Here is a 21,408-nt window from a genome sequence, read left to right as displayed (position 1 = left end):
TCCGATAGCACCCTGATCCCCCAGCCCGAAGCGTCTGGCCAGCAGCGCCGCCTCGGTTGCTGTGCTGGGGAGGTCGACGGCTTAACCGGTTTGGGGAGGATTGTGTCGGCGACTGGGGTGGGGAATATGCCGGCTCGGGGGTACAACCCTCCCCAGTTCGGGCGAGTCGCGGTTTGGTGGGCTCCGGCCAGGCGGGTGTTGGTTGCTGGCGGCAACGGCCGGACCTGGGTGCATACCAATCCCGGTGGGCAAGCGATTACCCCCGGTGTGTCGGGGGCAGTTGACGGGGGTTATGCGTGCGCGGCGACCATCCACGGGCCCTTTCATGGGCAGAATGTCCGCTATGACGACACGCAGGACGCCGATCAAGGCGGAAGCCACCTCGGAGGACCAGTCCGTCACCACGCTGGAACTGTTCTTCGATCTGGTCTTCGTGTTCGCACTGACCCAGATCACCGCCCTGATGGCGCACGACCTGACCTGGGGTGGCGTGATCCGCGGGGTCCTGCTGATCGGTCTGCTCTGGTGGAGCTGGATCGGGTTCTCCTGGGTGTGCAACCTGGTCAAAGCCGACGAGGGCTCGGTCCGCGGCGTGATGCTGGCCGCGATGGGAGCGATGTTCGTGATCGCGCTGGCCATCCCGGAGGCCTTCCACGACCTGCCCGGCGGGTTGTCCGGCCCAGTGGTGATCGCGGTCGCGTACTTCGTCTTCCGCGCGATGCACCTGTGGCTGTTCTGGCTGATCGCGGACGGCGACCGCGTCCTGCGCCGGACGCTCCTCCGCTTCGCCCCGGCGATGGTGGCCGCTACCGCGCTGCTGCTGGTCGCGTCCCAGTTCCACGGCACGACGCAGACCCTGATCTGGGCTGCCGCCCTGGCCGCGGACTACGGCGGTACCTACCTGGTAGACGCTCGTGGCTGGCGACTGCGTTCGGCAGCTCACTTCGCTGAGCGGCACGGGCTGATCGTGATCATCGCGCTGGGCGAGTCGATCGTCGCGATCGGTGTCGGCGTCACCGACCTGCCGATCTCCTGGCCGATCCTGGTCGCCTCGGTCCTCGGCCTCGCCATCGCGGCGGCGCTGTGGTGGATCTACTTCGACGCGACTGTCCACTACGGCGAGCAGGCTCTGGCGAGTGAGCCAGTCGAGACCAGGCCGAGGCTCGCCCGGGACGCCTACACCTTCCTGCACTTCCCAATGGTGGCCGGCATCGTCCTGCTCGCGCTGGGCCTGAAGAAGGTGCTCGAGTACGTCGGCGACACCGAACACCACCATCTCGACGACCCGCTGAAGGGCATCGGCCTGTACGCGCTGTTCTTCGGCGTCGTGCTCTACCTCCTCGGCTACGTCGGCTTCAAATGGCGCACCACCCGTCGCCTGGGCATCAGCCGGCTGATCACCGCCGCGCTCTGCGTCGTCGCCCTGCCGCTGATCGCCCACGTCCCGGCGCTCGGCCAACTCTCCGTACTGGCTGTGCTTCTCATCGGCCTGGTCGCCTTCGAGTCCGTCCGCTTCGCCCAGGAACGCGAAGCCCTCCGGCACGGCGAGCACGCCTGACCCCGGCCTCCGTCGCGGTCAGCCCTGGTTGGCCGGATCCCTGGGATCGGTGTCCAGGATCCGCTGGATCTGCTGCTGCAGCGTCAACTGGCCGCTCGCCCTGGCCTTCTCCATCAAGCGCAGCCTCGTCCGCCGGCTCCCCTCGACGTCGCCGAGCGCCATCGCCAGATCGGCCTCGATCAACTCGACCAGCTCCAGCAGATTGCTCCCGGGCCGGCGCCGGTCCCACTCGATGGCCTGGTCGAGCAGGTCCCGGGCGAGCGCCGTGTCACCGGTCCGGCTGGCCACCATCGCCATCATCGTCTTCACCCGGAGGACCGTGATGTCGTTGCCGACCGCCTGATAGATGTCGGCCGCACGGGTGAGCGTCGCCATCGCATCGTCGTACCGGCCCAGCTCGATCTCGTTCTCGCCCAGCAGGAACAGCCCGTCACCCTCACTGATCGTCCCGGGTGGAGCCATCGCGTGCAGCTCGCGGGCCCACCCGGCCCCTGCCTCGAAGTCCAGCCGCTCGGCCGCGATGATCGACAGCTGCTGCAGGACGAAGACACGGAGGTCCCCCGGCCCGTCCGGTTGCTCGGTCAGCTCGAGGGCCTTGGTCATCACCTCCTGCGCCCGGTCGAGGTCCGCGCTCTGGTTGGCACCGATGCTGATGTGCAACATCGACCGCACCTGAAGCTCGGTGGACCCGAGTTGCTCGGACTGCGCCAGCAGTTCCTCACCGGCCGCCAGGCGTTCGGCCGGGGACACCTCCAAGGCCGGGATCAGGCCGAACGCCAACCGGACATAGAGTTCCAGCGGCCCGGACTCCTTGAGCACTTCCCTGGCAGCGGAAAGCACCTCGGCCCGGAGCTCGTCGAGCGCCTCGATCACGCTGTAGCCGTTCAGCCGCAGAGCCAACTCGGCCGCCTCGACCGGCCGGCCGGCCTGGATCGCCGTGAACACGGCTGCCCGGATCAACGGCCAGCTGCCGTTCATCCATCCGCCTGGGTCGGCGATGGCATCGGCTTCCGCGGCCGGCAGCCGCGGCCGGTCCGGCACCACCAAGCGTGCCGCGACGGTCAGCCCGTGCGGGAGGTGGTTGTCCGCCAGGCCGGCCAGGCGCAGTACGGCCTGGAGGTACCTCCCGAGCGGTTCGTCGCGGTCGCCGGACAACGCCAGTTGTTCGGCAGCGTAGGCGCGAACGAGCGCGTGCATCTTGTACCGCTGCAAGCTCACGAGCTCGACCAGGCCAAGCTCCACCAGGCGGTCGAAGGCGGTGCTGCCGGCGGCCTCGTCGGTGTCCATCAAGGGTGCGGCCACCCAGGACGGGAACTCGGTGATGCCGACCAGGGAGAGGCGTCCAAGGAGCTGCCGGGCCTGCGGATCGGCGAGGGTCAACGTGCGACCGAGGCTCGTCCGGACCGCGAGGTCGCCGGCCACCATGGAGTCGAGGCGCTGGTCGTCGTCGGCCAGCGCGTGGGCGATCGACTGGAGCGCGTCGTCGCCCGACAAAGCCAACCGCGAGCCGACGATGCGCAGTGCCAGCGGCAGACCGACGCACTGCTCGGCCACCGAGTCGAGGGTCGACCGGTCGCGTAGCGTCCGCCCGATCAGCCGGGTCAACAAGGCATGGCTCGTCGGTCCGTCCAGCGGTGTGACTTGCCGGTGCATCGCGTCGGTCAGCTCCGGTAGCGGCTTGCGTGAGGTGACCAGCACGGCACAGCGCGGACCGGTGGGCAGCAGCTCGGCGACGATTCCGGCATCCAGCGCGTCGTCCATCACCATCAGAACAGCAAGGTTCTCGGTCCGTTCGCGAAGCAGGCTCGCCCGGTCAGCGGCCGACGCGGGGATCTCACCTGGCCGGACACCGAGCGAGCGCAGGATCCGCCCGAGCAGTGCCTGAGCGGGCACTGCCTTTCCCCGCACGTCTTGCAGTCGCGCAAAGAGCTGCCCGTCCGGGAACGACTCCGCCACCAGATGGCCGATCCGCGTCCCGGCAGCCGACTTCCCAACACCTGCGCCACCCCAGAGGCAGTAGACGGCAGGTTGATCACGATCGCCCCGGGTCAGCACCCGAACCGCGTCGGCCAGCAAGTCGTCGCGCCCGACCAGCAACGAGATGTCGACCGGTAGTTCTCTGGGGACGGCGCTCTCGGCTCGCAGCGTCGCCGAGAGCTGGAGGCTCGGGTCGTCGCGCAGGATCGCCAGGTGCAGTCGCCGCAACGCCGGTGCGGGGTCGAGTCCGAACTCCTCCGCCAGCCGCTCGGCGCCGTCCGCATATGCCTGCAACGCCTCGGGTTTGCGGCCGGCGCGGTAGAGGGCGGTCATCCAGGCGAGCATCAGGCGCTCGCGTTCGGGGTGCCGGCGGACGAGGCCGGCCAACTCGGCTTCGACCTCGGCGTGGCGACCGGCTTGCAGATCGGCTTCCACCCGGTCCTCGACAGCGGCCGCACGTTCCTCGACCAGCCCCGCACTCAACCGCTCCCGAGTCGCCGGCGGCATCAAATCAGCCAGCGCCTCACCACGCCACACCTCAAGAGCCCGCCGCAGCCCGTCGGCCCGCCGCACCGGATCAGATTCCCCACGCGCCGATACCAACTGACGACGGAAACGCTCGACATCAATCGACTCAGGATCAACCTGCACGGCATACCCAGCCGCGCTACTGATGATCGCCAGACCCGGCAACGCCTTGCGCAGCCGCGACAGATAGACCTGCAACGAACCACGCGCATCAGCCGGCGGATCATCCGGCCAGAGCAGATCGACCAACTCCGCGAGCGACACCGACTCATTTGCCCGCAGCAACAAAATGGCGAGCAACGACCGCTCCTGCCGGCGCAATGGTGCTGTCTGGCCGGCCACCTCGATTGCCCCTAGCAAACGGAAGTCCATGGGGGAACAGTAGAACGCCCTGCCGATGAATTTCGTCGGCAGGGCGTTCACTGTGGATAACTAGGCGGTGGCCGCCGTCAGGTCTACCTTCGGTTCGGCGAAGTGGCACGCGGCGGCATGGCCCGGGCCGGACTTCGGCTTGCCGATCAGCAGCGGCTCCTGGGTGGCGCAGATGTCCTCGGCCTTCCAGCAGCGGGTCCGGAACCGGCAACCGCTCGGCGGGTCGATCGGCGACGGCACGTCACCAACCAGCCGGATCCGCTCCTTCGGCGGGGTACCGCGGATGGTGCCCAGGTCGGGAGCGGCCGACAGCAGCGCCTGGGTGTAGGGGTGCTGCGGTGCGTTGTAGATCTGGTCCCGCGGGCCCTGCTCGACGATCTTGCCCAGGTACATCACCGCGACCTCGTCGCAGAAGTGCCGAACCACGCCGAGGTCGTGCGCGATGAAGACGAAGGCGATGCCCAGGTCACGGCGCAGGTCCTCCATCAGGTTCATCACCTGGGCCTGGATCGACACGTCCAGCGCAGAGACCGGCTCGTCGGCGATGATCACCTCGGGCTCCACCGCGAGCGCGCGGGCGATCCCGATCCGCTGGCGCTGACCGCCGGAGAACTCGTTCGGGTACCGGTTGTGGTGCTCGGGGTTCAGCCCGACCCGCTCCAGCAGCTCCTGGACCCGGGCGAGCTCCTGGCCCTTGGGAACCAGGTTGTGCACGCGCAGCGGCGTGGTCAGGATGTTGCTGACCGTCTGCCGCGGGTTCAGCGAGCTGTACGGGTCCTGGAAGACGATCTGCAACTGCCGCCGGAACGGACGCAGCTGCTTCTCCTTCATCCGGGCGATGTCCGTGCCCTTGAACAGGATCTGGCCGGACGTCGGGGTCAGCAGCCGGGTGATCATCCGGCCCGTCGTCGACTTGCCACAGCCGGACTCGCCGACCAGACCGAGGCTCTTGCCCGGCTTGAGGTCGAAGCTCACTCCGTCGACGGCCTGGACGACCTTCTTGGTCCGGCCGAGCCCCGCGGCCTCCTTGATCGGGAAGTGCATCTTGAGGTCGCGGATCTGCAGCAGTGGGCTGGTGTTGGCGTCCACCGGACGCGTCGTGTCGCTCATCTCTCTCCTCAGCCCAGTCTCGGCGCGACCTCGGCCTCGTAGATCGAGGCCTTGTCGTGCAGGTGGCAACGGGACGTGTGCGCGCCGGCACCGTCGACCGGAAGCAGCTCGGGCAGGTCGGTGGTGCAGCGTTCGTTCTTCACCCGGTCCTTGTAGGGACAGCGCGGGTTGAACGAACAGCCGTCCGGCAGCGCCAGCAGCGACGGCGGCAGACCCTTGATCGGGCGCAGCTTCTCGTTCGCGGCCGAGACCGTCGGGATCGACTCCAGCAGACCCCAGGTGTAGGGCATCCGCGGCCGGGCCAGGACGTCCTCGGCGGTGCCGTACTCGACGCAGCGGCCGGCGTACATCACCAGGACGTCGTCGGCCATCTCGGCCACCACCCCTAGGTCGTGCGTGATCAGCACGATCGCCGAGCCGAACTCCTTCTGCAGGGTGTTCAGCAGGTCCAGGATCTGTGCCTGCACGGTGACGTCGAGCGCGGTGGTCGGCTCGTCGGCGATCACCAGCTTCGGGTCGTTGACCAGTCCCATCGCGATCATCGCGCGCTGCCGCATACCACCGGAGAACTCGTGCGGGTACTGCTTGAACCGGCGGATCGGGTTCGGGATGCCGACCAGGTCGAGCATCTCCAGGGCGCGCTTCTTGGCGACGTCCTTGGACACCTTGTGGTGCACCCGGTACGCCTCGCTGATCTGCGCGCCGATCGTGTAGAGCGGGTGCAGCGACGACTGCGGGTCCTGGAAGACCATCGCCACCGCGTCGCCGCGGACCTTCATCAGCTCCGACTCCGGCAGCCCGACGAGTTCGTCGCCGCCCAGCCGGATCGAGCCGGTGATCTGGGTCCGCTTCGGGTCGTGCAGACCCATCACGGCCATGCTCGACACCGACTTGCCGGACCCGGACTCGCCCACGATCGCGAGCGTCCGGCCCAGCGGTACGGCGTAGCTCAGCCCGTTGACGGCGCTGACCACACCGTCGGCGGTCGGGAACCGCACGGTCAGGTCCCGCACCTCGAGGTACGGCGTCTCGCCGCTCGGCGTCAGCCCGGAGCGACGCTCCCGGGTCGCGACCGAAGGACCACGGGGAACATCCTGGGTCGTCACGCCAGCCTCACTCTCGGGTCGATCACGCTGTAGGTCACGTCGACCAGGAAGTTCATCGCGACCAGGATGACCGAGGAGATCAGCACCGTGCCCATGATGACCGGCAGGTCGTAGTTCTTCAGGCTCTCCAGCACCAGGTTGCCCAGCCCGGGCAGGTCGAAGATCCGCTCGGTGAAGATGGCGCCGGCCAGGCTGGTGGCGATGTCCAGACCGAAGATCGTGACGACCGGGATCAGGCCCGATCGCAGCGCGTGCTTGTAGGTCACCACCCGGTCGGACAGGCCCTTGGCCCGCGCCGTCCGGATGTAGTCCTCGCTGAGGGTCTCCACCATCGACCCGCGCGAGTACCGGGCGTACTGCGTACAGCTGTAGATCCCGAGGATGAGCCAGGGCGTCAGCAACCCGGTGAACCACTTGACCGGGTTCTCCGTCAACGGCGTGTAGCCGCCTCTGGGCAGGATCGGGTAGAGCACGGTCAGGTAGAGCGACAGCATCAGCGCGACGATGTAGTACGGGATCGAGCTGAGCACCAGGGTGCTGCTCATCAGCACCCGGTCACCGGTCGTCCCGCGCCGTTTCGCGGCCATCGAGCCGATCGTCACGCCCACGGTCAGCACGATCACGGCGTACCCGAGAACCAGCGAGACCGTCACCGGGAGCCGGGTCTTCAGCATGTCCGTGACCGGCCGGTTGCTCTTGAAGGAGAAACCCAGGCAGGGCGCGTTGCAGTCCTGCACGACGCCGGACGTCGTGAAGGTCCGGCCCGCGAAGATCCCCGCCGTGTACTCGGCGAACTGCTGCACCTTGGGTTTGTCCAGGTGCAGGTTTTCCTTGATGTCGTTGTAGCGCTCCTGGGTGCAGTTGCGCTCACCACAGATCGCCGCGGCCGGGTCGGTCGGGGCGACGAAGAACAACGCGAAGGTCGCGACCAGCGTGACCAGCACGACACTGAGCGCGCTCACCAGCCGACGCGCCACGAAGTAGAGCACGAGGTTTCTCCTCACCGGTCGGGGTGATGGCCGGACGATTGTCCGGCCACCACCCCTTCATTCAGATCAGCCGACTGCCTGGGGCAGCACCGATCAGGGCTGCTTCAGGAACAACGAGGTGAACTCGGGCATGCCCTGCGTCGGGTCGTTGACCGCGTGACCGATGTTCTTGCCGACCGGGAAGGCGCTGGCCGAGTAGTACAGCGGAACCGACGGCAGGTAGTCCTGCATGATCATCTTGTCGACCTTGGTCCACTCCTTCAGCTGCTCTTCCGGGCTGAGGGCGGCGACGCGGTCGATCTCGGCGTCCAGCTTCGGGTCCTGCAGCTGGCCCTGGCTGTTGCCCAGGGCAATCGCGTCGGACTTGTAGAGCACCGGGAACCAGCTGGTGCCGGTCGGCCAGTCGGAGCACCAGTTGGCCGGAGCCTTGCCGATGTTGACGGGCGCGTCCTGCTTGCCGATCAGGGTCCGGATCTTCGCCGACGGCACACCGATCGTACGAACCTTGAAGCCGGCCTTCTGGAAGACCTGGGTCCGCAGCGCGTTCACCTGGGTGGTGATCGGGTTGTCGTTGGAGTAGTACCAGCTGAGCTCGAAGTTCTCCTTGCCCAGTTCCTTCAGCTTGTCCTTGACCTTCTGCGCGATGGCCGGGTCGGACGCACCCTTGCCGGTGCCGTTCAGGCCCGGGAGCTCGTACTTCTCATAGCCCGGGACGGCCGGCGGCAGGTAGGTCGAGGCCGGGATCGCGGTGTCCGGGGTCAGGCCGGCGACCTTGCGCCAGTCGGCGTACGGGTACGCCTCGGCGATCAGCTTGCGGACCTCGAACGGGATCTTGCGGGTGTCCATCGAGTACGTAATCACACACGGCTGCGGGCCCTTGACGATCTGGGTCGGGTCCTTGACCTCGTTCAGCAGGGAGGCGTCCAGGTTGCTGTAGTTCAGCGCGTTGGCGTCTGTACCGGAGCTGGCCAGCACCTGGCGCTGGACCTTGACCAGGTCTTGGGAGAACTTGAAGTCGAAGCCGTCGACGTACTGGTGCCGGACCGGGTCGGTGGCCGGATCCCAGAAGGTGTTCTTGACCAGCTTCAGCTCCGAGCCCGGGGTCAGCGAGGCGACCTTGTACGGGCCGGTCGACTTCGGCTTGAGCTCGTACTCCTTCTTGGTGTCGGCCTTCTCCGGGATCGGGGTGAACATCGGGAACGCCGCGAAGAACGGCAGGTCGTCGAACTTCTTGGCCAGGTGGATGACCAGGGTGGAGTCGTCCGGCGTCTCGACCCCGGCGTAGTTCTTGCCGTTGGCGTCGTACGGGCCCTTGTACTTCTCGCCGTCCTTGAAGAACTGGATCTGGTAGGCCGGTCCGGCATCGTAGAGCTCGTGCGCGAACGACCGCTTGATCGCGTACGCGAAGTCGACCGCCTTGACCGGCGTGCCGTCGTCGTACTTGATGCCCTTCTTCAGCTTGAACGTCCAGGTCAGGCCGTCGGCCGACTTGGTCCCCAGGTCCTCGGCGAGGTCCGGTACCAGGATCGGCTTCTGGGTCTTCTCGTCCAGCTTGTACTGCGTCAGCGCCCGGAAGTACAGCTTCTCGATCTGGGTGCCGTCGACGTAGTAGGTGTTCGTCGGGTCGAAGCTGTCCGGGGTGACGTCGGACAGGACCGAGATCGTCCCGCCCTTCTTGGCCCCGTCGATCTCCGGCGCCGGGCCCTTCGCGGTCGCGTCGGTCGCCTTGACCTGCGCACCGGCGATGGTGGCGTTGCTACCCGGCTTGTTGCTCGCCGACGGGCTGCCGCAGGCCGCGACGGCCAGCATGACCGTCGCCGAAACCGCGGTGATCCGTTTCCACTGCATTGTCGTGATTCTCCTTTTCTGCCGCTGGGGCAAACGCCGGGCTACCGACGAGTCTTGGGGTCGAAGGCGTCGCGCACCGCGTCACCGAGCAGGGCCAGCGCGAGCACCAGGATGGTGATGCCCAGCACCGGCAGCCACAGGTAGAGCGGGTCCGCCTTGAACCAGTTGGTGGCATTGGCGATCGTCTGGCCCCACGACGGTTTCGGCTCGATCAGCCCGACGCCGAGAAAGGACAGACCCGCCTCGGCCGTGACGTAGGCCGGCAGCGCGAGCGAGGCCGAGATGACGATCGGGGCGACCAGGTTCGGCAGCAACTCCTTGAACAGGACCTGCCAGGTCGGTACGCCGATCGCCTTCGCGGCCAGCACGAACTCTCGCTCGCGCAGCGACAGCACCTCACCGCGGATGATCCGGGCCAGCCCGGCCCAGCCGAAGAACGAGAGCACGAAGATCAGCACGTAGAACCGGGTCGACGACTGCTCGGCCGGCGTGAGATTGAACGACCCACCGCGCAGCGACTCCACGATCGGCACCATCGCGATCGCGAACAGCAGGTAGGGCAGGCTCAGCACGAAGTCGATCACCCAGGAGATGATCCGGTCGACCCAGCCGCCGATGAAGCCGGCCAGCAGGCCGGCCACGACGCCGACGATGGTGCCGATCACGGTCGCGACGAACGCGACGATCAGCGACGGCTGCGCGCCGTAGACCCAGCGGGCGAAGTTGTCCCGGCCGGTCTTCGGCTCGACGCCGAACCAGTGCTGGGAGTTCGCCAGGATCGTCGGATAGCCGAACTCGTCCACCAGGTCGGTGTTGAAGGTGCTGATGTCGGCACCCTCGAGCTTGGTCAGCAGCGGCGCCAGGGCGGCGATCAGGATGAAGAAGACCACCAGCGCGGCGCAGACGATCGCCACCTTGTCCTTGCGCAGCCGGTCCACCGCGATCCGGGTCGGGGACTTGCCGTGCGCCACCGACGCCGGGCGAACCGGCTCGGCCGACGACGGGTTGTCCTCGACACCTACGGTCGAGTCGGGTGACCCAATACTCATGCGTGCTCCGTCAGCTGGTCAGCCAGAAATCCGGGGGGACAGGATCGGCGGCGGTCTGTAGATCGTGCCGAGCCTTTGCTCCGGGGGGCCATGCAGTCAAATTCGCTTGACAAGGCCGGATCGTCCGGAGCCGCGCGCTAGCCTGCCCGACACTTCGACGCCAAAACCAGCGGGTTCCGCGACCAGTGCACAAATCGTTACCAGAGGCGGTACCCGACCGGAACATTTGCCACCAATAGTTACGCTCCGCGCACGGCCCTGCGCGAAAAGCGTCGGCACAGCACGGTCACTGGCCGTTCTGTGCCAGATTACTACGCAGCGTATCTGCCCTATTGCGGAGCGAAATGTCTTGGAATTGTCATCTCCCGGCCCCGGGAAAGCCCTCGTCAATACATTCCTGCAATTCGCGATGAACCGCGTCTTCCAGGCCGAGCAACGGCTGGCGGGAGGTGGCGATGACCGCGCATCTGCCGTCCGCGGGCATCAGTGGTCGCAGCTGGCCCGCGTCGAGGACGTCGTCGAACATCAGTAGTACAGAGCGTCCGGCCAGCGTGCTTCGCAGGAGTGACGACCGCTCCTCGACTGAGTCGGGGAAGGTCTGTGGATCCACGCCCAGCGAGCGCAGCAATCGGGCCAGTACGGTCCGCGCCGGGACCGGATCGCCGTTGACGTCCTGCAGTCGGACGAAGAGCTGTCCACCTGGATAGTGGTCAGCAAGCCGATGACCGAGCCGGACCGCAGCGGCCGACTTGCCGGTCCCTGCACCGCCATAGAGACAAACGACGGCCGGTACGCCGCTCCCGCGTCCTGCGCTCGTCAGTACCTCGGCCAGCTCACCCAGTAGCTCATCCCGGCCGACAAGCAGTCCGACGTCGGCAGGTAGCTCTCGCGGACCGGTCTCGGCCGCGGCAAGATTCAATGATTCGTCCTGCCGCAGCATTGCCACCTGCAGGTCTCGGACCTCGGCACCGGGCTCGACCCCGAGCTCCTCGTCCAGGTGACGCACCAGTTCGGCATAGACGGCCAGAGCGTCAGCCTGTCGGCCGGAGCGATACAGCGCCAGCATCCGGGCAGTTGCCAGACCTTCCCGCGTCGGCTGCGCCGCAGTGAGCTCGGCAAGCTCAGGGAGCATCTCCTGGTGCTGCCCCAGCGCCAGCTCGGTTCGCAACCGCAGCTCCTGCGCCGCCCACCGCGACTCGTCGAGCCCGCCGCACAGTCGTCGACGTACATCCTCCGAGGCGACGTCGGCCAAGGCCGGTCCACGCCAGAGCGCCAACGCCTCGACCAGTACTTCCCGGCGGCGCTCAAGATCCGGTAGTACCTGTGCCTGCTCCACCAGCGCAGCGAACTTCTCGACATCAGTCCGGCCAGCGGTCCCCTGCAGCGCGTATCCGTGGCCCTCGCCCAGCAGTTGGGCATCTGTAAGTACCGCCCGCAGCCGGGACACATAGACCTGCAACGCCCGCTTCGGATTCCCCGGCTGCTCCTCCGGCCACAGCAAGCCGATCAGCCGGTCAGTCGGAACGACCTTCCCCGGCTCCAGCAACAAGACAGCAAGCAGCAACCGCTCCTGCCTCCGCTTGAGCTCCACCCTCCGCCCCGCAGCCCAAACCTCCACCGGCCCCAGCAAGCGGTAATCCACGTGCGCAGGGTAACGCGGTGGTAGGCGGTGGGTAACAGGTGTGGCACAGGCTGCGCGTATGCGCCAATGGACGAGTCACCCGGTAGTACTTGCAACCGCTTTGCTTGGGGTGGTGTCCAGCCTGCTTACGCCTGTGGCGCAGGTAGGGCGTGGGTGGTGTGTGAGTGCGTACGGAGTAGAGGCTCACTGTCGTGGGGCTGCGGCGCCGCGGGTGCGGGACGAACCCCGGGTCAGGAAAGCAGCGGCCGGGGTTCGTCGTCGGAGGCGGGTGGGTCAGCTCTCGCGGACGTGCACGGTGACGAACGGGGGCTTGACGACCTCGAAGGGCTCCTGCCGGCCGCGGATGTCGACGGCGACCTGGTCGCCTTCCTTGACGGCGGCGTCGAGCAGTGCGAGGGCGATGCCCTTCTTCAGGGTCGGGGAGAACGTGCCGGACGTCACCTCACCCAGTGCGGTGCCTGCGGGGTCGACGACTGTCATGTGAGGGCGCGGGATGCCGCGGCCGACGGCACGCAGGCCGCGGAGGATCTTGGCCGGGCCGGCCTCCTTCTCCGCGCGCAGCGCCTGGTCGCCCCAGAAGTGCTCCTTCTTCCAGCCGACGGCCCAGCCCGAGCGTGCCTGGACCGGAGTGATCTCGGGCGAGATGTCCTGGCCGTGCAGCGGGTAGCCCATCTCGGTCCGGAGCGTGTCGCGAGCGCCCAGCCCGGCCGGTACGAGGTTGTACTGCTCGCCTGCCTTCAGTAGCGCGTCGAAGACGGCCAGGGCTGCCTCATTGGGCACTACCAGCTCGTAGCCGCGCTCGCCGGTGTAGCCGGTGCGACAGACCACTACCGGCGTACCGGAGAAGTCTGCGACAGCGAAGGACATGTAGTCGTGGCCGGTCGGCAGGCCGATCGCCTTGATCACCTCGTCGCTGTCGGTGCCCTGGACGGCCAGGATTGCGTAGTCGTCGTGGGTGTTGGTCACCACGACTCCGTCCGGCGCCCGCTCGGCGAGCCGGCGGACGACCTCGGCGGTGTTGGCCGCGTTCGGGATCAGGAACACGTCGTCGTCGGCGTGCAGGTACGCGATCAGGTCGTCGACCACGCCGCCGTCCTCGGCACAGCACAGCGTGTACTGCGCCTGGCCGGGGGCGATCTTGCCCAGGTCGTTGGTCAGGCAGGAGTTCACGTACGCTGCGGCGCCCGGGCCCTTGACCGTCGCCTTGCCGAGGTGGCTCACGTCGAAGACCCCGACGGAGGTCCGGACGGCCGTGTGCTCGGCGACGACCCCGCTGTACTCCAGCGGCATCTCCCAGCCGCCGAACTCGGCGAACTTGGCGCCGAGGGCGACGTGCCGCTCGTGCAACGGGGACTTCTTCAACGCCTGAGACTCGGTCATGAACCGGAACTTACCGGACGCGGCGACCCCATGATGCGGCCGACATCACTGCCTGAGAGTCGGATCACGGTCGTCCGACGCGTAGCATGCGGAGGCAGCATTCACGTACCGTCACGACCGGCACCTGCCACCCGGTCAAGGAGGACTGAGGATTTCGTGAGCACCATCACCCTGAGCAAGTCCGATCCGGCCGGCGTCAAGACCGACGTCCTGGTGATCGGCGTGGTCAAGCTCGACGGCGGCGTCACCCTGCCCGCCGGCACCGAGTCGCTGAACGCCGCGTACGGCGGGAAGCTGGTGGAGGTGCTGGCCGGCCTCGGCGCCACCGGCAAGGCCGGTGAGGTCACCAAGGTCCCCGGCCCGAAGCCGGGCAAGTCGGCCATCGTGATCGCCGTCGGCCTCGGTGCCGCGCCGGACGGAGCGCTGAAGACCGAGGACCTGCGGGTCGCCGCCGGGATCGGCGTGCGGGCCGCCAAGGCCGGCCAGTCGATCGCTTTCTCGCTGCCGACGCCGGACGCCGAGTGCGTCCGGGCGATCGCCGAGGGCGCCCTGATCGGCCGCTACACCTTCAACGCCTACAAGTCCGAGGCGAACACCGACGCCCCCGGCAACGTGATCGTGCTGACCGACCTGGCCCGCAACCGGGACGCCAAGGCGGCGCTGGAGCGGGCCGAGGTGACGGCCGACGCGGTCCACCAGGTCCGCGACTGGGTGAACACTCCCCCGTCCGACCTGCACCCGGCCGAGTTCGCCGCGCACGCGGTCAAGCTCGGCAAGGAGTACGGCGTCAAGGTCGAGGTACTGGACGAGAAGGCGCTCGCCAAGGGCGGGTACGGCGGCATCCTCGGCGTCGGCCAGGGCTCCACCAACCCGCCGCGGCTGGTCAAGCTGACCTACACGCCGAAGAAGCCGGTCACCCACCTGGCCTTCGTCGGCAAGGGCATCACCTTCGACTCGGGCGGCCTCTCGCTGAAGACCGCCAGCGGCATGATCAGCATGAAGTCCGACATGGCCGGCGCCGCTGCCGTGATCGCCGCCACCGTCGCGATCGCCCGGCTCGAACTGCCGGTCCAGGTGACCACGTACGCCGCGATGGCCGAGAACATGCCCTCCGGCTCGGCGGCCCGCCCGTCCGACGTCCTGACCATGTACGGCGGCAAGACGGTCGAGGTGCTCAACACCGACGCCGAGGGCCGGCTCGTACTCGGTGACGCCCTGGTTCGCGCCTCCGAGGATCAGCCCGACCTCATCGTCGACGTGGCGACCCTGACCGGCGCGTGTGTCGTTGCCCTGGGCACCAAGGTGGCCGGTGCGTTCGCCAACACCGACGTCGCCCGCGACCGGGTGGTCGACGCCGCGGTCGCCGCCGGCGAGGCGATGTGGCCGCTGCCGATCCCGGCCGAGATGCTCGACAAGCTGCGCTCGCACTCGAAGATCGCCGACCTGGCGAACATCACCGGCGAGCCCTGGGGCGGCGCGCTGGCGGCGGCCGCCTTCCTCGGCGATTTCGTTGCTGAGGGCATCGACTGGGTGCACCTCGACGTGGCCGGCCCGGCCTTCAACGACGGCGGGCCGTCGGGCTACACGACCAGCGGTGGTACCGGGTACTCGGTCCGTACGCTGGTCGAGCTCGCCGCCGCTGCGAGCTAGTACCGGGTCTCCAGCATTGTGCAGCCCTCGTCGGTCCGGTACGGCCCATGCGGCATACCGGGCCGGCGAGCTGCGTAATCCCCTGCTCTGAAGGTCTTGCCGAGGGTGAGGTCGGTCAGCGAGCCTTCGAGTAGGTAGACCTCCTCGAAGTACTCGTGCCTGATCACCTCGTCGCCCGTCGTGGTGCCCGGCGCCCAGCGGGCGATCCTGGTCAGCGTGCCGTCTGCTGCTTCGGTCAGGACGCGCTGGGTGATTCCCGGTCCGTCTTCCATCCAGGGACCCTCGGCCGCCGGAAAGAACTCATGCTCGGCCTTCATTCCCAGGCCGCCGCGAGTTGCTCGACCGAGTAGACGATCCGGCTGGTCAGGCCGCGCGGGTCGGTCAGCTCGACCCGCCACGCGTCGGCGAACTGGTCGACTCCCGCGATCATCGGGATCGTGCCGCTGAGCACCACAGTGCCGGGCACCAAGCGGTCCTTGAGTTCCTCCACCCAGTACGACGGCGGCAGCAGCTGCGCGAGCGTGCCGTCCTGGATCAGCTGCTCGGTGTCACCGTGGCGCACCCAGGCCTTCAGGGTGAACTCATCCAGCTCGCCCTCGATGGCTTCGAGTGGCCAGGCCACGTCGCCGAGCACGTCAGGTGCTGACTGCTTGCTCCAGGCGACCCCGTGCACCTCGAGCGCCCGGTCGGTGTGATCGCACGCGACCGTCAGCAGCAGGTCGTCCGGCCCGTCCCCCACGATCAGCGCCCACTCCGCCTCCCCCGAGGTCTTGCCGTGCGCCACCTGTACTACATCCGGCCGGCTCACCAGGCTGGCCGACAGCGGGTAGAGGGTCGGAATCCGCTTCGGGGCCGGCACACCCAGCTCCGCCAGCTCGTCGACGTGGTGCTGGACCTGCTGGGTGTCGCGGCCGGCGTACCCGGCATTGAGCGCATAGCGGACGTCGATCTGCCGCTCGGAGCCGTCCGGGAGCGTGAATCGCAGGGTCTGGGGCACGGGAACCTCCACTGAATTCGAGTCAGGGCTTGCGTGAACACGTTGTATACAGCAAGTATGGAGCAACGACGCGAGGAGGTCCACCCCGATGTCCACCCCCACCGCCCCCGCCGGCCATGTTGCCGGTGATCGCCGGAGCCTTTACAAGGCCTTCGCGGCGAGCCTGTCCGGCACGTCCCTGGAGTGGTACGACTTCGCGGTCTACAGCTCCGCCGCGGCGCTCGTCTTCGGCGACCTGTTCTTCCCGGGCAGCGAGCCGCTCACCGGAACACTGCAGGCGTTCGGCACATACGCCGTCGGCTATATCGCCCGTCCACTCGGCGGCATCATCTTCGGCCGCCTGGGTGACGTGATCGGCCGCAAGAAGGTGCTGGTCGCCACCCTGCTGCTGATCGGCATCGCCACCTTCTTCATCGGGCTGCTGCCGACCCATGCGCAGGCCGGCGCGCTTGCTCCGACCCTGCTGGTGTTCCTGCGGTTCATCCAGGGCGTAGGTGTCGGTGGTGAGTGGGGTGGAGCGGTCCTGCTGAGCAGTGAGTTCAGCCAGGCCGGGCAGCGAGGCTTCTGGGCCTCTGCCGCTCAGGTGGGTCCGCCGCTCGGCACACTGATGGCGAACGGCGTACTGGCTGTACTGGCCGGGTTGCTGTCGGAGGACCAGTTCTTGAGCTGGGGTTGGCGGGTTGCCTTCCTGTTGTCCGCAGTACTGGTTGCCTTCGGGCTGCTGATCCGGACGAAGCTGGAGGAGACTCCGGTGTTCAAGGAGCTGGAGGCCCGTGGGGATCGGCCGACTGCTCCGGTGACGGAGGTACTGCGTACGCAGACGCGCGGGCTGGTCGCGGCGATCCTGTCGCGGGTCGGGCCGGATGTGCTCTATGCGATGTTCGCTGTCTTCGTGCTGACCTATGCGACCAAGAACCTGGACATGAGTCGTGGCGAGGCGGTGACTGCGGTGCTGGTCGGGTCGGCGTTCCAGGTGGGGCTGATTCCCTTGTCTGGTTGGCTTTCCGATCGGTATGGGCGGCGGCTGATCTATGGGATCGGTGCGGTCGGCGGTGCGATCTGGAGTGTGGTGTTCTTCGCGATGGCGTCTTCGCTGGCCACTGTGCTGCCGGGTGTGGTGATCGGGCTGGTGTTCCACTCGCTGATGTACGGACCGCAGGCGGCGTTCGTGTCGGAGCAGTTCACGGCGCGGCTGCGGTACACGGGTAGCTCACTCGCCTACACGTTCGCCGGGATCATCGGGGGCGCGCTGGCGCCGCTGGCCTTCACCTACTTCCTGGCGAAGACCGGTACCGGCTATGTGATCGCGCTGTACATCGTGGTGGCCTGTGTCGTGACCCTGGTCGGCTTGCGGCTCGGCCGGGCGGTGCAGGACGAAGAGGCACCGACCAACGCTGTCAGCCTTGCATGAGGATGGAACCGGTGGTGTCGAGGTGGCGGAGGATTGCTTTTTCCGCCTCGATCGCGTCACCGGAGGCGAGGCCGTCCACGATCGCCTGGTGCTCAGTCAGTACGTCCTGGCGCCTCGTAGCGCTCCGCTGCAAAGCCACTACCCCCAGGAGCACGTGGCGAGCGCGCAAGCTGTCGTACAGCCGGCCGAGCACGGTATTGCCGGCCGCTTCCACCAGTAGCGCGTGGAACTGGCTGTCGAGCTCGATGAACTCCTTGGCGTCACCGGCCTCGACAATGGCCCGCTGCTGCCCGAGCACTGCGGACATGGCGTCCACCGGTGCGCCATCGGGTGAGGCCAGGCAGGTGGTTGCCGCCCAGGACTCGATGACGCCGCGAGCCTGCATCATCTCGGCGATCTCCCGGCCCGGCACCGGCGCCACGAAGGCTCCCCGGTGCGGGACGAGTTGGACCAGGTCCTCCGCGGCCAGCATGAGCAGGGCCTCTCGGACCGGAGTACGGGAGATTCCGACCTCGGTCGCGACGGCTTGCTCGTTGATGAACGTCCCGGAGACTGCGGGATCGCTCAACACGGTCCCCCGCAGGTACTGGTAGGCACGGTCCCGGCCGGAGTCCCCACTCAATTGCATACTCAATGTATACAGCCTTTGGAGGGTTCATGACATCCCTGCGCGTTGCGGCCGCCCAGATCAGCACCGGCCCGGACCCAGTGGCCAATCTAGCCACCGCCACCGAAGCGGTACGCCGTGCCGCTGCCGCCGGCGCCTCACTGGTCTCGTTGCCCGAGGCGACGCTGGCCGCCTTCGGCACCGACCTACGAGCCGTCGCCGAACCCCTCGACGGACCATTTGCGACCGGGCTGCGCAAGCTCGCGGCCGACCTCGGCGTGGTCGTGATCGCCGGGCTGTTCGAGCCTGCCGACGACGGGCGGGTCCACAACACCCTGCTGGCGGCCGGCCCGGGCGTCGAGGCGTCGTACCGCAAGATCCACCTCTACGACGCCTTCGGCTCCCGCGAGTCCGACCTGGTTGCCCCCGGCAAGGACCTGGTGACCTTCGAGCTGAACGACGTCCGAGTCGGCCTGGCCACCTGCTACGACCTGCGGTTCGCCGGGCAGTTCACCGACCTCGGACGGGCGGGGGCGGAGCTGATCGTCGTACCGGCATCCTGGGGCGCCGGGCCGGGCAAGGAAGAGCAGTGGGACCTACTGATCCGCGCCCGGGCGTCGGACGCGCAGGCCTGGCTCCTTGCTTGCGATCAGGCTTGGACGCCTCCGGGCGGCACGGACCCGCTCGGTATCGGCCGTAGCGCTCTGATCGACCCACTGGGCCACACCCGAGCCCACCTCGCCGCCGATCCCGGCCTGCTGCTGGGCGAGATCGACACCGCCCTGCCCGCTACAGTCCGCGCCCGCGTCCCGATCCTGTGATCACTCGGCCACTGTGTCGCCGTGGCGGTGGGCGACCCGCCACTGCCGGCCTCGCGGCGGTACACCTGGGTGGCGCGGAGCGTGTAGGTGCGTGGTTTGCCGTCGACCGACGCCGAGGTGTGCTCGAGGCCCGAGGTGTAGGCCATGTCGCCCACCACGTCGTAGGCCTGTAGCTCGAACGCGTAGGACGTGCAGTCGGAGAAGCTCTTGCCCAGGGCGCTGAAGAGCTCGTCGATCTCCTGCTGGCCATTGGCGTTGCGCCACGCGCCCAGGACGCTGACCGGCTCGTTGCGGGACCAGAGCGCTCGTCTGGGGGCGGCATCGCCGTTGTGCAGCGCCAGCTCCGCGTCGTACAGCGCGGTCTTGACCCACGTCAGGAACTCGTCGCGGTCGGTCATACCTTCAGAATGCACCCGACCGCGCTCGTGTCCACAGAGGTCAGGCGAGGCCGTTCTTCTTCATCCGGGCGTTGTACTCGCGCATGCGGGGTGGGTAGCCGACCACGGCGGCGTCGTAGGAGGGGACGCCCAGCTTGTTGGCGAACTGGTGGGCCCATTGGACCGACGGAACCCGGCGGCGGGTCCACTCGCCGTCGATGGCGACCAGCAGCAGCGTGTAGTCCGTCACCGCCGTGCGCGGCTCGACGAAACCCTCGACACCCTGCCGTGTCTGGGCGAACTCCCGCAGGTGCGCCTGGTCGGGGTTGTCCGACTTGCGCATCGTGCCCGGCTTCTGCCGGCGACCGAACCACTTCATGGGAGCTAGTGTCCACCATTCCTGCAAATCCGGCCCGGGAGCGACGCGGACCGCTGACGGTGACAAGATGACGCCCGGGCCGGAACTCCGCGATCCGGGGCCGCCCGCCGACCTTGACGCCCCACGGAGGAACTCGTGACGAACACGGCAGACAGCAGCACGACGTACGACCTGGTGATCCTCGGCGGAGGTAGTGGTGGCTATGCCGCCGCGCTGCGCGCCGCAGTACTGGGGATGTCGGTCGCATTGGTGGAGAAGGACAAGCTCGGCGGCACCTGCCTGCACCGCGGCTGCATCCCGACCAAGGCTCTGCTGCACGCCGCCGAGGTCGCCGACTCCGCCCGCGAGGGTGAGCAGTTCGGGGTCCGGACCACACTCGAGGGCGTCGACATGGGCGGCGTGAACAAGTACAAGGACGGCGTCGTCGACCGGCTCTTCAAGGGCCTGCAGGGGCAGATCAAGTCCCGCGGCATCACCGTGATCGAGGGCGAGGGACGGCTGACCTCGCCGCGGACGGTCGCCGTCAACGGCACCACGTACACCGGTAAGAACGTCATCATCGCCTCCGGCTCGTACTCCCGCTCGCTGCCCGGGCTGGAGCTCGACGGCAACCGGGTGATCGCGAGCGAGCACGCGCTGACGCTGGACCGGGTGCCCGAGTCCGCGGTGATCCTCGGCGGCGGCGTGATCGGCGTCGAGTTCGCCAGCGCGTGGACCTCGTTCGGCACCAAGGTGACGATCGTCGAGGCGCTGCCCCGGCTGGTACCGGCCGAGGACGCCGACTGCAGCAAGACGCTCGAGCGGGCGTTCCGCAAGCGCAAGATCAACTTCAAGACGGCTACGCCGTTCGAGTCCGTCGACACCCACGACAACGGCGTCCGGGTCACCGTCGCCGGTGGTGAGGTGATCGAGGCCGAGGTGCTGCTGGTCGCGGTCGGCCGCGGGCCGAACACGGCCGGGATCGGGTACGAAGAGGTCGGGATCGCGCTCGACCGCGGCTTCGTCACCGTCGACGAGAACCTGCAGACCAGCGTGCCGGGCGTCTACGCGGTCGGCGACATCGTGCCCGGCCTGCAGCTCGCGCACCGCGGCTTCCAGCAGGGCATCTTCGTCGTCGAGCACCTCGCCGGGCTGAACCCGGCCCCGATCGACGAGCTCGGCATCCCCCGGGTCACCTACTCCGAGCCCGAGGTCGCCTCCGTCGGCCTGACCGAGGAGCAGGCCAAGGCGAAGTACGGCGAGGTCGAGATCCTCAACTACAACCTCGGCGGCAACGGCAAGAGCCAGATCCTGAAGACCCAGGGCTTCGTGAAGCTGGTCCGGGCCAAGGACGGCGCGGTGGTCGGCGTGCACATGGTCGGCTCCCGGGTCGGCGAGCTGATCGGCGAGGCGCAGCTGATCTACAACTGGGAGGCCTTCCCCGCCGACGTCGCGCCGCTGGTGCACGCCCACCCGACCCAGAACGAGGCCCTCGGCGAGGCGCACATGGCGCTCGCCGGTAAGCCCTTGCACTTCCACGAATAGTTTCTGACCGCTCCTACCGGCGGTTCCTGCTGACCCAGATCCCGCCGGTTCGAGCGGCACCGTAGGCTGAACTCGAACCGAAT

At 68.0% G+C, this 21,408-nt stretch carries 17 protein-coding genes and 1 pseudogene; 5 read left to right on the top strand and 13 right to left on the bottom strand.

All coding sequences use genetic code 11. The annotated features are described in order from the left end of the window. Positions 1-343 precede the first annotated feature (343 nt). Positions 344-1,558, top strand: a complete 1,215-nt coding sequence (locus tag AB0M15_RS12830; protein ID WP_363817034.1) for a low temperature requirement protein A — start codon at positions 344-346, stop codon at positions 1,556-1,558. A gap of 18 nt (positions 1,559-1,576) precedes the next feature. Here AB0M15_RS12830 and AB0M15_RS12825 read toward each other — a convergent pair whose 3' ends face one another. The 8 genes from AB0M15_RS12825 to gcvT form a co-directional block, all read right to left on the bottom strand. Beyond that, positions 1,577-4,435, bottom strand: coding sequence for a BTAD domain-containing putative transcriptional regulator (locus AB0M15_RS12825; protein ID WP_363817032.1), 2,859 nt, complete (start codon positions 4,433-4,435; stop codon positions 1,577-1,579). A gap of 60 nt (positions 4,436-4,495) precedes the next feature. Further along, positions 4,496-5,545, bottom strand: a complete 1,050-nt coding sequence (locus AB0M15_RS12820; protein WP_363817030.1) for a dipeptide ABC transporter ATP-binding protein — start codon at positions 5,543-5,545, stop codon at positions 4,496-4,498. An 8-nt stretch (positions 5,546-5,553) separates the two neighbouring features. Beyond that, the gene (locus AB0M15_RS12815) at positions 5,554-6,651 is read right to left on the bottom strand and encodes an ABC transporter ATP-binding protein (protein ID WP_363817028.1); all 1,098 of its coding nucleotides are present in this window, start codon (positions 6,649-6,651) and stop codon (positions 5,554-5,556) included. Then, positions 6,648-7,640, bottom strand: coding sequence for an ABC transporter permease (locus tag AB0M15_RS12810; RefSeq protein WP_363817026.1), 993 nt, complete (start codon positions 7,638-7,640; stop codon positions 6,648-6,650). Before AB0M15_RS12810 ends, AB0M15_RS12815 begins: the two co-directional genes overlap by 4 nt. Before the next feature lie 93 nt (positions 7,641-7,733). Next, a complete protein-coding gene (locus AB0M15_RS12805; RefSeq protein ID WP_363817024.1) occupies positions 7,734-9,488 on the bottom strand; it encodes an ABC transporter substrate-binding protein in 1,755 nt (584 codons plus the stop codon). A 41-nt stretch (positions 9,489-9,529) separates the two neighbouring features. Beyond that, entirely contained in the window at positions 9,530-10,537 is a 1,008-nt protein-coding gene (locus AB0M15_RS12800) for an ABC transporter permease (RefSeq protein ID WP_363817022.1), read from the bottom strand. Between the two features lie 358 nt (positions 10,538-10,895). Next, a complete protein-coding gene (locus AB0M15_RS12795) occupies positions 10,896-12,179 on the bottom strand; it encodes a BTAD domain-containing putative transcriptional regulator (protein WP_363817020.1) in 1,284 nt (427 codons plus the stop codon). 273 nt (positions 12,180-12,452) lie between these two features. Then, the gene (gene gcvT, locus AB0M15_RS12790) at positions 12,453-13,559 is read right to left on the bottom strand and encodes a glycine cleavage system aminomethyltransferase GcvT (RefSeq protein WP_363817018.1); all 1,107 of its coding nucleotides are present in this window, start codon (positions 13,557-13,559) and stop codon (positions 12,453-12,455) included. Positions 13,560-13,715: 156 nt separating this feature from the next. On the opposite strand from gcvT, the gene AB0M15_RS12785 reads away from it, so the two are divergent. Continuing rightward, entirely contained in the window at positions 13,716-15,209 is a 1,494-nt protein-coding gene (locus tag AB0M15_RS12785; RefSeq protein ID WP_363817016.1) for a leucyl aminopeptidase, read from the top strand. Here AB0M15_RS12785 and AB0M15_RS12780 read toward each other — a convergent pair. Next, on the bottom strand, positions 15,206-15,481 hold the full coding sequence (locus tag AB0M15_RS12780) for a cupin domain-containing protein (protein WP_363817014.1): 276 nt from the start codon (positions 15,479-15,481) through the stop codon (positions 15,206-15,208). The two genes, AB0M15_RS12785 and AB0M15_RS12780, sit on opposite strands and share 4 nt — an antisense overlap. A gap of 41 nt (positions 15,482-15,522) precedes the next feature. Continuing rightward, the gene (locus tag AB0M15_RS12775; protein ID WP_363817012.1) at positions 15,523-16,206 is read right to left on the bottom strand and encodes a DUF2848 domain-containing protein; all 684 of its coding nucleotides are present in this window, start codon (positions 16,204-16,206) and stop codon (positions 15,523-15,525) included. A gap of 88 nt (positions 16,207-16,294) precedes the next feature. On the opposite strand from AB0M15_RS12775, the gene AB0M15_RS12770 reads away from it, so the two are divergent. Continuing rightward, positions 16,295-17,617 carry an MFS transporter gene (locus AB0M15_RS12770; protein WP_363817010.1) on the top strand — a complete coding sequence of 441 codons (1,323 nt, stop codon included), beginning with the start codon at positions 16,295-16,297 and terminating at the stop codon, positions 17,615-17,617. On the opposite strand, the gene AB0M15_RS12765 is transcribed toward AB0M15_RS12770, so the two are convergent. Then, a complete protein-coding gene (locus AB0M15_RS12765) occupies positions 17,604-18,245 on the bottom strand; it encodes a GntR family transcriptional regulator (RefSeq protein ID WP_363817008.1) in 642 nt (213 codons plus the stop codon). The two genes, AB0M15_RS12770 and AB0M15_RS12765, sit on opposite strands and share 14 nt — an antisense overlap. A gap of 29 nt (positions 18,246-18,274) precedes the next feature. Between AB0M15_RS12765 and AB0M15_RS12760 the strand changes: the two genes are divergently transcribed. Then, positions 18,275-19,045 carry a carbon-nitrogen hydrolase family protein gene (locus AB0M15_RS12760; RefSeq protein WP_363817006.1) on the top strand — a complete coding sequence of 257 codons (771 nt, stop codon included), beginning with the start codon at positions 18,275-18,277 and terminating at the stop codon, positions 19,043-19,045. 56 nt (positions 19,046-19,101) lie between these two features. On the opposite strand, the pseudogene AB0M15_RS12755 reads toward AB0M15_RS12760, so the two are convergent. Beyond that, a pseudogene (locus tag AB0M15_RS12755) lies at positions 19,102-19,443 on the bottom strand (nuclear transport factor 2 family protein); the annotation flags it as partial. Positions 19,444-19,483: 40 nt separating this feature from the next. Beyond that, a complete protein-coding gene (locus AB0M15_RS12750) occupies positions 19,484-19,801 on the bottom strand; it encodes a hypothetical protein (protein ID WP_363817004.1) in 318 nt (105 codons plus the stop codon). Between the two features lie 135 nt (positions 19,802-19,936). Here AB0M15_RS12750 and lpdA point away from each other — a divergent pair, with 135 nt between their 5' ends. Further along, positions 19,937-21,325 (top strand): dihydrolipoyl dehydrogenase, encoded by a 1,389-nt coding sequence (lpdA, locus tag AB0M15_RS12745; protein WP_363817002.1) that lies wholly within the window; start codon positions 19,937-19,939, stop codon positions 21,323-21,325. Positions 21,326-21,408 lie beyond the last annotated feature (83 nt).

Source organism: Kribbella sp. NPDC051718 (assembly GCF_040681515.1).
Lineage (GTDB): Bacteria > Actinomycetota > Actinomycetes > Propionibacteriales > Kribbellaceae > Kribbella.
This window is presented reverse-complemented; position numbering and strand designations above follow the sequence as displayed.

Bases quoted from the DNA above. Each gene is read 5' to 3' on its own strand.
- AB0M15_RS12830 (WP_363817034.1), top strand. From the start codon at position 344: ATGACGACACGCAGGACGCCGATCAAGGCGGAAGCCACCTCGGAGGAC.
- AB0M15_RS12825 (WP_363817032.1), bottom strand. From the start codon at position 4,435: ATGGACTTCCGTTTGCTAGGGGCAATCGAGGTGGCCGGCCAGACAGCA.
- AB0M15_RS12820 (WP_363817030.1), bottom strand. From the start codon at position 5,545: ATGAGCGACACGACGCGTCCGGTGGACGCCAACACCAGCCCACTGCTG.
- AB0M15_RS12805 (WP_363817024.1), bottom strand. From the start codon at position 9,488: ATGCAGTGGAAACGGATCACCGCGGTTTCGGCGACGGTCATGCTGGCC.
- AB0M15_RS12800 (WP_363817022.1), bottom strand. From the start codon at position 10,537: ATGAGTATTGGGTCACCCGACTCGACCGTAGGTGTCGAGGACAACCCG.
- gcvT (WP_363817018.1), bottom strand. From the start codon at position 13,559: ATGACCGAGTCTCAGGCGTTGAAGAAGTCCCCGTTGCACGAGCGGCAC.
- AB0M15_RS12780 (WP_363817014.1), bottom strand. From the start codon at position 15,481: ATGGAAGACGGACCGGGAATCACCCAGCGCGTCCTGACCGAAGCAGCA.
- AB0M15_RS12770 (WP_363817010.1), top strand. From the start codon at position 16,295: ATGTCCACCCCCACCGCCCCCGCCGGCCATGTTGCCGGTGATCGCCGG.
- AB0M15_RS12765 (WP_363817008.1), bottom strand. From the start codon at position 18,245: ATGCAATTGAGTGGGGACTCCGGCCGGGACCGTGCCTACCAGTACCTG.
- AB0M15_RS12760 (WP_363817006.1), top strand. From the start codon at position 18,275: ATGACATCCCTGCGCGTTGCGGCCGCCCAGATCAGCACCGGCCCGGAC.
- AB0M15_RS12750 (WP_363817004.1), bottom strand. From the start codon at position 19,801: ATGAAGTGGTTCGGTCGCCGGCAGAAGCCGGGCACGATGCGCAAGTCG.